Here is a 15,470-nt window from a genome sequence, read left to right on the forward strand (position 1 = left end):
TCAGGCCTCCATCATAGCAGCAGAGCCGCCGGTCGAGGATGTAACAGAACTGGCGCCCTCCAGCAGGATCTCAAGTTCGCGAGCCCGATGCTCCGAGGTATGCTCCGCGAGCACCCGCTCACGGCCAGCTCTGGCGATTCGTTTCAGCTCTGCATCCGTGAGATCGAGAGCGCTGACGGTATTCTCACATGTCTCTGCGATAAGAATCTCCTGGCCGGGCTCGAAGAAGCTGTCGAGGCCCTCCCAATTGTCCGACAGGATGGACGTGCCGCAGGCCGCCGCCTCGAACAGACGTCCCGAGGGACACCAGCCCATCTCCGCCATGGCCTGCCGGGTGATGTTGAGCGTCAGGCGCGAGGACGAGAAGAAGGCGGGATGCTCAGGCGGTGGCAGATGCCGGACGAAAGAGATGTTGGGCTGCCAGGGAAAGTCGGCGGGGTATTGCGCGCCCCCGATCAGGAAGTGGTGCTTCGGACGCAATCCCGCAGGATCGATGAACAGGCGCTGCAGGGCTATCTGACGATCCTCAGCATAGGTGCCGAGATAGGAGAGATCCGACATGTAGTGGTCTGCCGGCTGTACTGGGTGGTGCACGTCCGGATCCACGTGCCCGTAAAGAGGCGCAATGCGGCGGGCTCCGAGCTCTGATCGAAGCCTGTCGAGAGCACGACCGCCCGTGTAGCTGAGCGCCAGATCGAAGTCGCGCAGGCCCCATGGGCCGATGTAAGTGATGGGCTCCCCTGCCTCCAAGCGCGAGAAGGTGATCGGCGTGTCGAGATCATAGAACACATGGAGCGGACGCGGCGCATCGAGCAAGAGTTCGCTCGCCGCGATGCCGTCCGGACAATAGGAAGTCACCATGGCCACATCCGCGTCGATCAGTTCAGTGGCGGCCCGTTGACGGATGTCGTTCCAATCCTGATAGAAAATGAGATCGCCGCCCGGGATCTCGAAAAAATCCCGGTTCGAGGCATAGTAGGGCACGTCTTTCTCGAAGAAGACGATCCTGTGCCCGCGCTTTGCGAGCGCTCGGACGAGACCTCGCCAGAGGGTCGCATGGCCATTGCCCCAGGATGAGGAGATCGTGAGGCCAAAAATGACGATCTTCATGCGGCCATCACCTCGTTCAGACGCAACACTTTCGAACCCCAGTCGCCGACCACGAGGGTGCTGATGGAGGCAGGGTCGATGTCGAAGCGTGCATAACCATCGATCGGCAGGCCGAGATGGTAGAGCAGGGCGGCTTTGATGACGTCGCTGTGGCTGACGAGGATGACGGAGTGATCTCTATGGCGGCTGCGCAACTGCTCCAGGGCACCCACGATCCGAACCTGCGCTTCCAGCATCGTCTCGCCGTAGGGCGGACGGCTATTGCTGCGGGCATTGTTCCAGGCCGACCAGCGGGGATCCTGCGCCAGAGCCTCGAAGCTCGTGCCGGACCAAGCTCCGAAATCGATCTCGGCGATACTCTCGCAGATTTCGAGCGGCTGTCCGATACCGGCCGCGATGGGTTCGGAGGTTTCCACGGCCCGCTCAAGGGGACTTGTCTGAATGCTGGCTATGTTCTCGTTGGTGAAGCGCACGGCTAGGCGTTCAGCCTGGGCTTTCCCGAGCGTGCCGAGATGTACGCCCGGCATGCGGCCACATAGAATGGTTCCGACCCTGTCATGGGTTGCATGACGCACAAGATGGAACGTAGTGGTCACGTCCCTCTCTCCTATTCTTCATCGTCGTCGATGAAGCGGATGGTTCTCTCGCGGGCTTCGTTGTCGGTGAACTGCTGCGGAGGCGATTTCATGAAGTAGCTGGAGGGACCGGTCAGCGCTCCTCCGATCTTGCGGTCCATGGCGAGTTTCGCGCAGCGCACCGCATCGATCACGATGCCGGCGGAGTTGGGAGAATCCCAAACTTCGAGCTTCACCTCCATGTTCAGCGGCACGCCGCCGAAAGTGGTGCCCTCCAGCCGTATGTAGGCCCATTTGCGGTCCGTGAGCCACGGCACGTGGTCGCTCGGACCCACATGGATATCGCCGGCGGGGAGAGGGATGTCGAGTTGGCTGGATACAGCCTGTGTCTTCGAGATCTTCTTGGATTCGAGGCGCTCCCGTTCCAGCATGTTCTGGAAATCGGTGTTGCCGCCGAAGTTGAGCTGATAGGTCCGGTCGAGCCGCACGCCGCGCTCACGGAAGAGATTCGCCAGCACGCGGTGAACAATGGTGGCGCCGACCTGGCTCTTGATGTCGTCTCCTACGATGGGAAGGCCGCGTTCCTCAAAGCGTTTGCGCCATTCCGGATTAGAGGCAATGAAGACCGGAATGCAGTTGACGAAGGCGCAGCCCGCCTCCAGCGCCCGTTCAGCATACCATTCCGTTGCCTTCTGGGACCCAACGGGCAGGTACGAGACTAGGACATCCGTCTTGGATTGTCTCAGGATCTCCGTGACGTTAGCCTCGTCTTGGTTCGATTCCTCTATCTCCTCGCGCAGGTACTTGCCGAGGCCGTCGAGGGTCTTGCCGCGATGAACGATGATGCCACTCTCGGGAACGGGCGCAAAGCGTTGCGTATTGTTAGGCTCAGCAAAAATCGCCTCAGAGACGTCGCGGCCAACTTTAGAGGCGCTTATGTCAAAGGCTGATGAGACCTCGACATCGCCGATATGGTATCCGCCTATGTCCACATTCATCAGGCCCGGAACGGGTTCGTTGCCTTTGGCGTCCTTATAATAGGAAAGGCCCTGCACGAAGGACGAGGCACAATTCCCGACGCCCACGATCCCGACGCGGACCTTCCTTGAGTTCATCACAGATCTCCCTCATGCGGGCGGAAGAATGCTTCTTTCAGGCAAGCGCACGCCTGTGAGCCAGAGGCATCAAACCTGAAGCTCTCCCTTAAGCTTGGCTTCCAACGATTGAAGAACGTTTGTTGTTCCGCTCACATTCCAATCCCTGTGACTCTTGTCTCCCCAATTCAGCGCCTAAACTAATAAAACAGCCCAGGAACAAAGATGATGTTGGGTAGTTTCCTGAATGTAACCTCAAGCTTGAGACGAGATTTGGAGCGCAGGCAACTCTCGAGGCCTGCAAAATCTATTCCGAGATAGGAATGGATGCATTGTCTGCGTCGCATTTCCAAATCGGGAAGGGGCTGCTGCTTCTTGGTTTGTCCATCGGTGCTTGGACCAGAAACCAATCTGGAGATACCTCGTGACGGATACCATCCTCATTACTGGCGGTGCGGGTTTCATTGGGCGCTACGTCGCGCGTGCCTGCCTGGAGCGTGGCCACCGGGTTCGTGTACTCGACAGCCTCATTGAGCAGGTTCACGGCGACAAGACCCAAGCCGACGAACTCGATCCCGAAGTCGAGGTGGTAGTCGGCGACGTACGTGATGAGACGGCGGTCCTGAGAGCGCTTAAGGGCGCCACCAAGGTGGTTCACCTCGCGGCGGAGGTCGGCGTTGGCCAGAGCATGTATGCCGTCGACCGCTATGTCTCCGTGAACGATTATGGCACTGCGGTGCTGTTCCAGCAACTCATCGATAACCCGGTGAAGCGCGTGGTCGTCGCCTCGTCCATGAGCATCTATGGCGAAGGCCTCTACGAGGATGCGGAAGGGCGGATCCGTGAGGATGTCGTGCGAGCGGCCCGCGCGAGCGAGAACGATCCCTGGGATCCTCTCGACGAGCGGGGGCGTCCCCTCATCCCGGTGCCGACGCCCGAATGGAAGAAGCCGGCATTGGCTTCCGTCTATGCCCTGTCGAAATATGTCCAGGAGCGGCTGACCCTCACCCTCTGCCCGGCTTACGGCATGGAGGGTGTGGCTCTCAGGCTCTGGAACGCCTACGGCCCCGGACAGGCGTTGTCCAATCCCTACACGGGGGTTCTCGCGATCTTCGCCTCTCGGCTTCACAATGGTCAGCCGCCGATGATCTTCGAGGACGGACAGCAGCGCCGTGACTTCGTGCATGTCGAGGACGTGGCGCAGGCTTTCGTCCTGGCTCTCGAGCACGAGAAGGCGCCGGGCGGCGTCTACAATGTGGGCAGCGGTCAGGATCGCACCGTTTCCGAGGTTGCGGAACTGCTGTCCCAGGCTATGAACCGCCCCATGGCGCCCGAAATTGCCGGCAAGGCACGCATCGGTGATATCCGCCATTGCATCGCCGACATCACGAAGATCCGGGATGAGCTGGGTTACAGTCCGAAGAAGGACTTTTCGGAAGGCTTGGCGGAACTCGCCGAATGGGTTGCCAAGCAGGAAGCCAAGGATCTCGTGCAGGAAGCTCGCAAGGAGCTTGAGGCGAGAGGCTTGGTGGCATGAAAGAAATCGACACTCATGCCGGTGCCCCTGCCATCCTCCGCCGGAGGCCAGTTCTGGTCACCGGCGGTGCAGGATTCATCGGCTCCAATCTCGCTGACCGCTTTGCAGGTGAAGGTCATGACGTTTTGGTCTACGATGCCTTGGCGCGCCCGGGCGTCGACCGCAACTTGGAATGGCTGAAGAAGCGTCATCCGAATAAGATCTCGGCTGTTGTTGGTGATATTCGGAACGAGACCGCCGTGGCCGATGCTGCGGGCGAGGCGCAGGCCGTATTCCACATGGCGGCGCAAGTTGCCGTCACCACCAGCCTCGCCGATCCGCGCGAGGATTTCGAGATCAATGTCCGCGGCACGCTGAACCTGCTTGACGCGCTCCGGCAGCGCAACGAGCGGGTGCCGCTGATCTTCGCCTCCACCAACAAGGTCTACGGTGACCTTGTGGATGTGGAGCTTGAGAAGACGAACGACGCCTACAAGCCCCGCGATCCCGCCATCCGGGATGCAGGCATCGGCGAGACGCGGCCGCTCGATTTTCACACACCTTACGGCTGCTCCAAGGGAGCGGCCGATCAATACGTTCTGGATTATGCCCGATCGTTCGACATCCCCACCTGCGTGATGCGGATGAGCTGCATCTACGGCCAGCGGCAGATGGGAACCGAGGATCAGGGCTGGGTGGCTCACTTCCTGATCCGCGCTCTTGAGGGCCAGCCCATCACGATCTATGGCGACGGCTGCCAAGTCCGTGACGTGCTCAACATATCCGATGCAGTCGATGCCTACGCGGCCGCGTGGAAGCGGATCGATGCTGTCCAAGGCCGTGCTTTCAATCTCGGCGGAGGGCCAACGAACGCCATCAGTCTGCGCCAGCTCATCACCCACATCGAGGATGTGATCGGCCGCCCGGTCGAGACAATCTATTCCGACTGGCGGGCCGGCGACCAGCGCTACTACGTCTCCGATACCCGTCTTGTAACGCGGGAGCTCGGCTTGAAGCCGCCGACCTCATGGCTCAAGGGTGTCGCTGATCTTGCCGAATGGCTGCAGGCGGAGAGGGGGCTCGCGCGGCCAGGATCGACTCCTCGCATGCAGGCCGCCGAGGCCCTGTCATGAGGGTGTTCCTCGGGCTCAAGTTGCGTATGGCCGAGAGCTGCGATGACCACGTCTAAAACCGCAAAGAGCCTGCACGTGCTCATGACAGCTGATGCGGTCGGCGGGGTTTGGCAATATGCCCTTGACCTTGCCGGTGGCTTGCTGACGCACGGTGTCAGAACGACGATTGCGGTGCTAGGTCCTGCACCCTCGGCAGATCAGCAGATCATGGCGGAGGCAGCTGGTGCAGAGCTCGTCGTAACAGGTCTACCTCTCGATTGGACTGCATCCCATCGAGGTGAGGTGAAAGAGGCCGGTCACGCGATATCGCGCCTTGCAGCGCAGATTCGGCCGGATCTCATTCACCTCAATGCGCCGGCGTTGGCAGCCGATGCGCGGTTCGACGTTCCGGTCGTGACAGCCTGCCATTCCTGCGTCGCCACTTGGTGGCAAGCCGTAAAAGGTGGGCCGCTGCCGGATGACTTCGCCTGGCGCACAGACCTCGTCCGACAGGGCTATGGCTCCGCGAGCAAGCTCCTAGCGCCCACTCTCGCATTCGCGCAAGCAACAGCTGAGACCTATGGCCTCGCGCAGATGCCTACCGTTGTCAGAAATGGAAGGCGCGCCTCAGGCGTGCCGTCGAATGCTCGCTCCAGAAGTTTCATCTTCACTGCGGGGCGTCTCTGGGACGAAGGAAAGAACTTCGCCACCATTGATCGCATGGCTGCGCGTCTGTCAATTCCGGTTCTCGCTGCAGGCCCGCTGCAGGGGCCGAATAGCGTGCAGGTCGAAGCCCGCCATGCCAAGGCTCTTGGTCTCTTGAGCGATCAGGATGTCGCTCGGCAGCTCAGCAAGCAACCGATCTTCGTGTCGGCCGCGCGCTACGAGCCGTTCGGTCTCGCCGTGCTTGAGGCAGCCCAGGCCGGATGCGCCCTCATCCTCTCAGACATCCCAACCTTCCGCGAACTCTGGGACGGTGCGGCGCTGTTCGTCGATCCAAGGAATGAGAATGAGGCTACCGATGCGGTCAAGCGTTTGGTGCAGGACCCGGGCACCCGATCCGCTTTGGAGCGCGCAGCCAGACAGCGGGCTGAAACTTATACCGTCGAGGCCATGAGTGAAGGCGTCCTGAGAGCCTATCGGTCCGCGCTCGCCGGGACATCCTGTGAAGCCTCCCTTGAAGGCGCTGCCGCATGAAGTTCGTTTATTTCACTCATTCCCTTGCCTCCTGCTGGAATCACGGCAACGCGCATTTCCTGCGCGGCGTGCTGCGCGATCTCATCCATCGTGGGCATGAGGTGATGGCCTATGAGCCCAGGAGCGCCTGGAGCCTTGAGAACCTGCTGAAGGATCATGGCGATGCGGGGCTCAATGCATATCGCAGCCTCTATCCCGAATTGACGTCGACTGCCTTCGATCCTGATCTCGATCTTGAAGAGGCGCTTGCCGATGCGGATGTGGTGATCGTCCATGAATGGAACGATCCTTGGCTCGTTGCCGCCATCGGAAAGGTGCGAAGGCAGGGCGGCCGATTCACGCTCCTCTTCCACGACACGCACCATCGGGCGGTCAGTGATCCCAACGCCATCCGTCAATTCGATCTCAATGGCTATGACGACGTCCTCGCCTTTGGTGAGACTCTTGCGGAGGTTTATCGTCGCTGGGGCTGGGGTGAGCGCGTCCATGTCTGGCATGAGGCTGCCGACATCCGTCTTTTCCATCCTCCAGCTCAAGAGGTCGAGCGGAAGGGCCTCGTCTGGATTGGCAACTGGGGCGATGACGAGCGCAGCACTGAACTGGAAAGCTTCCTTTTCCGCCCAGCACAGACCGTCGGTCTGCCACTGGATATCTATGGGGTCCGTTATCCCGAGCATGCGCTCGAGACGCTGGCCCGCTATGGCGTTACCTATCGTGGCTGGCTACCGAATGCCCGAGCGCCTGAGGTGTTTGCTCGCCATCTCGCAACGGTGCATGTGCCGCGGCGCTTCTATGTCGACATGCTGCCGGGCATCCCCACCATCCGTGTGTTCGAGGCGCTGGCCTGCGGCATCCCGCTGATCTCCGCTCCCTGGAGCGACTCGGAAGGCCTGTTCAATCCGGGAAAGGATTATCTCGTCGCGAGGGACGAGGCTGAGATGGAGCGCCATCTCACGGCCGTGCGCAACGATGCCGAGCTGCACCGCTCCTTGGTCGAGAATGGTCTCAACGCCATTCGCGGCCGCCATTCCTGTTCCCACCGGGCCGAACAGCTTCTTGCCATCCTCGCCACTCACGGCGCCGGAGCGCCGATGGAGATGTCCGCATGAAAATCGCCTTCTACGGCTCCAGTCTTCTGTCCTCCTACTGGAACGGCGCCGCCACCTATTATCGCGGTCTGCTGAGCGACCTCGCCCGCCGCGGCTACAGCATCACCTTCTACGAGCCGGATGCCTTCGATCGCCAGAAGCATCGCGATATCGAACCGCCGGATTGGGCCGAGGTGAAGGTCTATCCGGCAACCGAGGAGGCCATGCGCGGCGTAGTGGCCGAGGCCGCTAAGGCCGATGTGGTTGTGAAGGCTTCCGGCGTCGGCGTGTTCGACAACGAGCTTCTTGAAGGGGTCGTGGCCGCATCACGCCCGGACGCCATCCGCATCTTCTGGGATGTGGACGCCCCGGCTACCCTCGCCGAACTGCGCCAAAGCCCGGATCATCCGCTCCACCGCACCATGCCGTCGCTCGATCTGGTGCTTACCTATGGCGGGGGCCCACCGGTGGTCGCAGCCTATGAGGAATTTGGCGCCCGCCGATGCATCCCGATCTACAACGCCTGCGATCCATCGACCCACCATCCGGTGCCGGCAGATGAGCGCTTCAAGGCAGATCTGTCCTTCCTCGGCAACCGCCTGCCGGATCGTGAAGTCCGCGTGGAGCAGTTCTTCCTGGAGCCTGCCGCCCGCCTGCCGAACCGCAGCTTCCTCATCGGCGGCAATGGCTGGGAGACGAAAGCCATGCCGTCGAACGTGCGCCATATCGGCCATGTCTATACGCGCGATCACAACGCCTTCAACACGAGCCCGCTGGCGGTGCTCAACATCGCCCGAGATTCGATGGCGACAACAGGTTATTCGCCTGCGACACGCGTCTTCGAGGCGGCAGGAGCCGGCGCGTGCCTGATCACGGACGCCTGGGTCGGGCTTGATCTCTTCCTGAAAGAGGGTGAGGAAGTGCTCGTGGCTCGCGACGGGAAAGATGTGGCCGATCATGTCGAGGCCCTGACACCGGAGCGTGCCCGTGCCATCGGCGATGCCGCCCAAGCTCGGATCCTGGCCGCTCACACCTACACCCGTCGCGGCGCGGAAGTGGACGCGATCCTGCGCGAGGAGGCATCCCTGAAGCGTGAAAGGAGCGTGGCGTGACCAAGCTCCGCGTCGTCGTTCTGGGCTTGAGCCTGTCCTCATCGTGGGGGAACGGCCATGCGACAACCTTCCGCGCGCTGCTGAAGGCCTTTGCGGCCCGTGAGCATGACATTCTGTTCCTTGAGCGTGACGTGCCCTGGTATGCCTCCCACCGCGATCTGAGGGACCCCGATTTCTGCCGCCTCGAATTTTATTCCAGCCTGGAGGATCTCAGGAGCTACTGCACTGCGATTGCTGATGCGGATGCCGTCATTGTCGGCTCTTACGTGCCCGAAGGCGTCGCCGTTGGGCAATGGGTACAGCAGACGGCAAAAGGCACGGTGGCGTTCTACGACATCGATACGCCGGTGACGCTCGCGAAGCTGGAGCGAGGTGATTACGAGTATATCACGCCAGCTCTCATCCGCGATTATGACATTTACTTTTCCTTCACCGGGGGTCCCACCCTCGACCACCTCATGGAGCATTACGGCTCGCCGGCGGCACGGGCACTATACTGTTCTGTCGACCCGAAGGCTTATCCTGCGCTTGATCACGAAAAGCATTGGGATCTCAGCTATCTCGGGACCTATAGCCCCGACCGGCAGCCGACCCTCGAGCGGCTGCTGATCGAGCCGGCGCGGCACGCGCCGCATCTGCGCTTCGTCGTGGCAGGTCCGCAATATCCGGCGGACATCGACTGGCCATCCAATGTGGAGCGTATCGACCACGTCCCCCCAGGCGAACATCCGGCGTTCTACGCCAAGAGCCGCTATACGCTCAACGTCACCCGGGCCGATATGATCCGCGCCGGCTACAGCCCGAGCGTTCGCCTCTTCGAGGCAGCGGCCTGCGGAACGCCGATCATTTCCGACGTCTGGGACGGCATCGAAACCTTGCTTGAGCCGGGGCAGGACATTGTCCTCGCCGAGAAACCAGATGACGTGCTCCGTGTGCTCGATACATGGATGGAGACCCGGCGAAAAGCCTTAGGAGCTTCGGCGCAAGGGCGGATTCTGGCCGAGCATACGGCAGCTCACCGTGCGGCTTCCATGGAGCGGGATCTTCTCGCGGCAATGGACCGCCCGCGCAGGGATTCTTCTCTCGCTTTGGAAGTCGGAGCCTGATCTTGTGAATAGATTCGGAGGTTCGCGTTGAACCAATGCCAAGCTTCAACGTTGGACCAGAAAAGCTTTGTACCTCGAGACCATTATTGTCGGTCTGAGAAGGAGCGTTTGCATGAAGAATGGTAAAAGCAAGCACGTCCTTGTTGCGGGCGGTGCTGGATTCCTGGGATCCCATCTCTGCGATGCTCTTCTCAGCGAAGGCGCTCATGTGGTCGCCCTCGATAATTTTCAGACAGGGCGGAGACAAAATCTGTGCCATCTGGAGCGTGAGCCGCGCTTCGATCTCGTCGAAAGCGATATCATCAAGCCATTGCCGGCTCGCCTGCGTTCCAAGCGCATCAAGTTCGACGAGGTCTACAATCTCGCTTGCGCGGCCTCGCCGCCCCATTATCAAGCCGATCCCGAACACACGATGCTGACGAGCGTCGTCGGCACACACAACCTTCTCACTTTCGCAGAAGACATCGAGGCACGCTTCTTCCTTGCATCCACGAGCGAGATCTACGGCGACCCTGAAGTCCATCCACAGACCGAGAACTATTGGGGCAACGTCAACCCCACGGGCCCTCGGGCCTGCTACGACGAAGGCAAGCGCGCCGCTGAAACCCTGACCTTCGACTTCGACCGCTCCGGTCGCGCCGATGTTCGAGTTGCGCGGATCTTCAACACCTACGGGCCTCGCATGCGCGCCGATGACGGCCGGGTCGTATCGAACGTGATCTGCCAGGCTCTGGCCGGCGAGGACATCACGATTTATGGAGATGGAAGCCAGACGCGTTCGTTCTGCTACGTGTCGGATCTCGTCGATGGATTTCTCCGCCTTATGGCCTACCAAGGACCGTTCCCAGGCGCTATTAATCTCGGCAATCCGGTTGAGCTGACCGTCGGCGATCTCGCCGAAAAGGTTCTGGCAATGACGGGCTCGTCCTCCCGCGTCGTCACCCGGCCTCTTCCAGTTGACGATCCGCGCCGACGCCGTCCCGACATCACGCGCGCCAAGCAACTCCTCGGCTGGTCTCCTCGTACTTCTCTTGAAGTTGGCCTGAAGGCCACAATCGCGTGGTTCTCCGACGAGAGAGCCCATGACGACAAATCCAATCGGACTTCGCCTGCTCTGGGGAGTGCGGTTCCAATGGGGCAGGCCTAGTCCCCGCTACTCTCCCTATCAGAGACTTCTGCAAATGCGCTGGCGGACCGCCAGCGCATTTTTCTGTGCCACTCCGCTTTAGCTCGTGAAGAGCCTCGAGGAGGTGCGCCTGATCGTAGGATGCACTCTGCTCACACTCCATAAAGCACAAAAAAGGCGCTCCCTCAGGAGCGCCTTTGTCGTCTATATCTACCGGATCAGCTCTTCGCAACGCCGACCGTGTCCGCCATCTGTGCGCCACGGGTACCCATAGGCTGATGAGCCCCTTCCGTCGTGTCCTTGGCGGTCTGGTGCTCCATCTCGGCGTTGATCTCGGCCCCAAGCAAAACAACCACACTTGAGATCCAGATCCAGGTCATGAAGCCGATCACCGCGCCCAGCGAACCATAGGTCTCGTTGTAGCTGCCGAAATTCGCCACATACCACGAGAACAGCATCGATACGGCAAGCCAGAGTACGGCAGCGATAATGCCGCCCGGGGTGACCCATTTCCATTCAGCCTTGTCGCGGCTCGGGCCGTAGCGATAGACCAGCGACAGACCGAACACGACGACAAGCAGCAGGACCGGCCAACGTGCCAGGGATAGCAGCCACTCGAGGCTGCTGCCCAGACCGATGAAATCCAGAAGGATCGGAAGGACGATAATTCCCGTGATAGCGAGGATAATGAAGACGATCGCTCCCAGGGTGAACGCGAGAGACATGGCGTTCAGCTTGATGAAGCTTCTCTTCTCTTCCTCGCCATAGACGATGTTGAGTGCATCGAAGACTGCCTTCATCCCGGCATTGGCGCTCCAAAGCGAGATGACGAGACCGATGACGAAGCTGAGTCCCAAGGTCCCTCCGCCTTGCGAGGCGATCCGCGTGACCTGCTCGCGAATGATGTCGAGGGCGCCGCTGGGAAGGACACCCGATAGGGTATTGAGGTGATCCTGCAGTGACACGGGATCAGCGAAGAGGCCATAGAGTGAGACCAGAGCAGCGATGGCCGGGAAAATGGCAAGAAGGGCATAATAGGTCACGCCGGCGGCAACGGACATCACCCGGTCCTTGCCGAACTCCTCATAGGTGCGCCACAGGATGTCCTTCCAACCCTGAGAGGGAATTTCGGTCGGCGTATCCGCGCTGCGTCCGCGGCCCTTTTCATTGGCTGCGTCGGGTGATGAATGCTGCTTCTCCGCGAAACCAGTATCGCGGTCACGGTTTTGGCTCGTGCCCTGCTGCTGAGGACGCCGAGCTGGGCGTCCGGCTGTGGCCGGGACAGGGCGGCGCTCCCCGGATGCGACGAGCCTCACGAGGGCCCAGCCGAGAACCACAGCCCACATGGTCGTTGTGGCCGATGAAGTTTGCTGCGTTCCAGGTTGCTGGACAGCCGGATTATTCGCCATAGTCAGACACAGCCTCACTTGTCGATTGCCAGCCGGAACGGCCTTGGCTCAACCGTAAACCTCCCAAATTAGACAGCGGTTCCAATCGGTTGTCTCAGCCATCAAAGTCGGCGCCTGCAGAGTTCTGGAAGAAATCCTTGCAGGGGTAGGTTTCGAACAGGGCCGCACTACAACCAAAAAGTCTCTTTCAACCTTGACCTTAAGGATCAGCAATGAAGGCAGCCGCGCGCTGGATTACTGGCCTCCTCATTGTCATAGCGGCTCTTCTGGCGATCCGCGCCGAGCTTCCCCGCATCCTCAATGAGCCCGGCCTGTGGGATTTTGGATCCTTCGTGGCATCCGGCCGTGCAGCAAGCGAGGGGCTCAATCCTTATGGCATCTATCCGCTGACCCTTCGCGTGGAGCTGCCAGGATTCGAGTCGTGGAACCCCAACCTCAATCCGCCGATCTCGGCGCTTCTGTTCCAAGCCTTCGATGTGGCCGATCCCTATGTGACCTACCAGGTCTGGCGCTGGATCTCGGTGGCTGTCTATGCGGCGGCGATCCTGCTTCTCGTCAGTCGTGTCAAGAACCGTGCCGAGGCTCTGGTCATCGCCGTGTGGGCTTTTGCGCTCGCCGGGTTCTGGGACACGCTCTTTCTCGGGCAGATCTATCTGCCCCTAGTTCTCGCCGGCGTTGCAGCGTGGCTGCTGCTTGAACGCGGAGTGGGGCTCTGGGCAGGAATCCTCATCGGCATTATCGTGGCCATGAAACCGAACTTCTTGGTCTGGCCCGTGCTTCTGCTTCTCTCCGGGCAGCATCGGTCTGCGCTTGCTGCCTTCATCACCGCGGGCGCCATCAGCCTGATCCCGCTGGCGATCTATGGGCCCGATGTTTACCTCCAGTGGTTCGAACTCGTCGCTGCGGACGGGGACCGTGCTCTCTTTCTCACGAATGGATCCTTTGCCGGTCTTGCCGCGCGAGCCGGGATTCCCTCGATCGGTCTGGTGCTTGGCTTTCTTCTCTTGATGGGGTTGGCGGCATGGGCATTGTGGCGACGGCCCGATGTTCTCACGGTCAGCGCCATGGCACTCCTGGCCTCAATCCTGGCTTCGCCTCTCGGCTGGATTCACTACACCCTGTTCCTGCTTCCTGTGATCGTGATGCATTGGAACCGGATGCTCATGCGTGTCGTCGCCCTGCTGCTCATCATTCCGGTCCCCTTCATCATCGATCAACTGGGCAAGCCGGCTTGGACTCAGCTGACCGTAGGGTCCGTCTATGGCTGGTCGCTGGTGCTGTGCCTCGCCATCCTCATTGCCGACGAGTGGCGCCGCATCCGGCAGCACGGACAACGGAAGCCGGACGCGATGCCGTTGCTCGAGCGCCATTACAGGCAAAGCGCTTCTTGAGGATGCGCCAGTCAGCCGCCGCTGGAGGAGAATGTTTCCTCTTCGTCCTGATCGTCTTCAGGCGAGCGGCTGACGGTTTCCGCAGGCTCGCGCAGGACATAGACCTTCCAGTCCTTCGTTTCCTCTTCAAGGTCATAGTGATCGGACAGGTAGTCCGAATAAATCTGGCGCAGACCTTCGGCCGTTGCGAACTCAACCGGCCATTTCGGCTGCATCACGACACGGACATCCTGAAAGAGAGTTTCAGGAGGAAGATGGTGGTGTTCGTTGATTGTGCGGCCCCAATGATGCCATGTGCTGTCGCCTTTTGGCGGCGCAAGGCCGAGACCGGCCGAGAAAGGGCCTACGAAATCGAGGACGTGGACCCGGCCCGCCTCTTCGCCGAGTGCAGAAAGGGCCCGAGCGCCGTCGCCGAGGCTTTCGAGATAGCGTGAAAAGACCGGGTAGTTATCCTCGGTCCACAGCTGCACGAGCCTGACGCGATCGAACTTGGGCAGAGGCACGGCTTGCCCCTGGTTCGTGCTGGCCAGAGCGGCATGGAGGCCGAGAGTGGCGGCATGGTGAATGCTGCTCGGCAGGACGAAAGCCAGCAGCAGAAGTTGAGTGCCCGCGGCCAAGGCCGGGGTTTTCCTGTCAGCTGATGCCGGCGTCGTTCGAGCCAGAAGTTCCGCCGCCACAGCCGCTCCGGCCGGGAGGGTGACGATGCCCCCAGTCTGGAAGTTCTGCATGATCAGCATGAAGCCGGAGCCGGCGCAAAACCCGTAGAACAGGAAGCCGCGGATGCTCCGTGTGCGCCAGAGCGCGAAAGCGGCGAACAGAGCGAAGAGGGTATAATCCGCCAGATTCCTGAGGAACACGGAAACGAGTTCATCGAGAGACTTGAAGCTGCCGCTGACACCGCCTGCCAGAAGAAGGTCGTTGATGTGGGCTTCGGTCGAATCCCAGATGGTTTCGATCAGCAGGCCCCCTGCGAGAACCAGGCCAAATGCCGCCAGTGCCCATCGCCGCTGCTGTGAATCGAGCAGCATCAGGATGAGAAATCCCAGCCCCACCAACCCGTAGCTGAGCTTCATATACAGCATGAGAAGAGTCAGCGAGGCGGCGCAGAAGGAATCGAGCAGGCTTTGAAAGGGGCGGCGGTGGATCGGTCGGAGATACATGATCAACAGGAGGCCGAGAGCTGCCCAGCCGATCCGGTTGTAGAACATGCCGAAGGAAAGGCCGTTGATGCTCTCGCCCAGATTGATGGGAACGGCTGCGATCAGGATCAGGAAGATGGAAAGGGGAAGAGCAATGGCAGGCCTCAGGCGCGTGCTGACGATGTGAGCGGCAGCCAATGCCATCATCAGGACCATAAGCGCCATCCCTACCGGCATGGCTGCGCCCAGATGCCCGGAAATCCAATATCCCAGGGCCGGCACGTAATAGACGAGGGGGCCGAGTGCCGTGTGAAAGTCGCGATTAGGAATCTGTCCTTCGCTCACGCGATGAACGCCATCGAGGAAGATGAACAGGTCGTTCAGGTAGCGAGTCGTGACCGTCTGACCCGGCAAAGCGAGCAGCAGAGCGCAGATCGTCGCCACAGCAAGAACGAGCGCCGCCACGCATGCCGGGCGTATCTTCGATACATTCAT

13 protein-coding genes are annotated in these 15,470 nt (G+C 60.7%); 8 read left to right on the forward strand and 5 right to left on the reverse strand.

All coding sequences use genetic code 11. The features are described 5' to 3' along the window. From VB618_RS03860 to VB618_RS03870, 3 genes are read right to left on the reverse strand one after another with little or no spacing between them, the layout of a single operon-like run. Positions 1-1,110: a CgeB family protein gene (locus tag VB618_RS03860; RefSeq protein WP_329795204.1), complete on the reverse strand. Its 1,110-nt coding sequence runs from the start codon at positions 1,108-1,110 to the stop codon at positions 1-3. Next, the gene (locus VB618_RS03865) at positions 1,107-1,706 is read right to left on the reverse strand and encodes a histidine phosphatase family protein (RefSeq protein WP_329795205.1); all 600 of its coding nucleotides are present in this window, start codon (positions 1,704-1,706) and stop codon (positions 1,107-1,109) included. Before VB618_RS03865 ends, VB618_RS03860 begins: the two co-directional genes overlap by 4 nt. Positions 1,707-1,717: 11 nt before the next feature. Next, complete coding sequence (locus VB618_RS03870; protein WP_329795206.1) at positions 1,718-2,800, reverse strand: inositol-3-phosphate synthase; 1,083 nt, start codon at positions 2,798-2,800, stop codon at positions 1,718-1,720. 403 nt (positions 2,801-3,203) lie between these two features. Between VB618_RS03870 and VB618_RS03875 the strand changes: the two genes are divergently transcribed. The 7 genes from VB618_RS03875 to VB618_RS03905 all read left to right on the forward strand — a co-directional run bounded on the left by VB618_RS03875 (position 3,204) and on the right by VB618_RS03905 (position 11,057). Next, positions 3,204-4,316, forward strand: a complete 1,113-nt coding sequence (locus VB618_RS03875; protein ID WP_329795207.1) for an NAD-dependent epimerase/dehydratase family protein — start codon at positions 3,204-3,206, stop codon at positions 4,314-4,316. Continuing rightward, positions 4,313-5,428: an NAD-dependent epimerase/dehydratase family protein gene (locus VB618_RS03880; RefSeq protein ID WP_329795208.1), complete on the forward strand. Its 1,116-nt coding sequence runs from the start codon at positions 4,313-4,315 to the stop codon at positions 5,426-5,428. Before VB618_RS03875 ends, VB618_RS03880 begins: the two co-directional genes overlap by 4 nt. 42 nt (positions 5,429-5,470) lie before the next feature. Then, positions 5,471-6,604, forward strand: coding sequence for a glycosyltransferase family 4 protein (locus VB618_RS03885; RefSeq protein WP_329795209.1), 1,134 nt, complete (start codon positions 5,471-5,473; stop codon positions 6,602-6,604). Then, on the forward strand, positions 6,601-7,713 hold the full coding sequence (locus tag VB618_RS03890; protein WP_329795210.1) for a CgeB family protein: 1,113 nt from the start codon (positions 6,601-6,603) through the stop codon (positions 7,711-7,713). The genes VB618_RS03885 and VB618_RS03890 overlap by 4 nt, the downstream gene beginning before the upstream one ends. Further along, complete coding sequence (locus VB618_RS03895; RefSeq protein WP_329795211.1) at positions 7,710-8,804, forward strand: CgeB family protein; 1,095 nt, start codon at positions 7,710-7,712, stop codon at positions 8,802-8,804. Before VB618_RS03890 ends, VB618_RS03895 begins: the two co-directional genes overlap by 4 nt. Next, positions 8,801-9,910 (forward strand): CgeB family protein, encoded by a 1,110-nt coding sequence (locus tag VB618_RS03900; protein WP_329795212.1) that lies wholly within the window; start codon positions 8,801-8,803, stop codon positions 9,908-9,910. Before VB618_RS03895 ends, VB618_RS03900 begins: the two co-directional genes overlap by 4 nt. 112 nt (positions 9,911-10,022) lie before the next feature. After that, positions 10,023-11,057: a UDP-glucuronic acid decarboxylase family protein gene (locus VB618_RS03905; RefSeq protein WP_329795213.1), complete on the forward strand. Its 1,035-nt coding sequence runs from the start codon at positions 10,023-10,025 to the stop codon at positions 11,055-11,057. 197 nt (positions 11,058-11,254) lie between these two features. Here VB618_RS03905 and VB618_RS03910 read toward each other — a convergent pair whose 3' ends face one another. Continuing rightward, positions 11,255-12,445 (reverse strand): YihY/virulence factor BrkB family protein, encoded by a 1,191-nt coding sequence (locus VB618_RS03910; RefSeq protein WP_329795214.1) that lies wholly within the window; start codon positions 12,443-12,445, stop codon positions 11,255-11,257. A 212-nt stretch (positions 12,446-12,657) separates the two neighbouring features. On the opposite strand from VB618_RS03910, the gene VB618_RS03915 reads away from it, so the two are divergent. Beyond that, positions 12,658-13,836: a glycosyltransferase family 87 protein gene (locus VB618_RS03915; protein WP_329795215.1), complete on the forward strand. Its 1,179-nt coding sequence runs from the start codon at positions 12,658-12,660 to the stop codon at positions 13,834-13,836. Between the two features lie 11 nt (positions 13,837-13,847). Here VB618_RS03915 and VB618_RS03920 read toward each other — a convergent pair whose 3' ends face one another. Beyond that, complete coding sequence (locus tag VB618_RS03920; protein WP_329795216.1) at positions 13,848-15,470, reverse strand: hypothetical protein; 1,623 nt, start codon at positions 15,468-15,470, stop codon at positions 13,848-13,850.

The sequence above is a fragment of the Microvirga sp. CF3062 genome, from assembly GCF_036314045.1.
Lineage (GTDB): Bacteria > Pseudomonadota > Alphaproteobacteria > Rhizobiales > Beijerinckiaceae > Microvirga.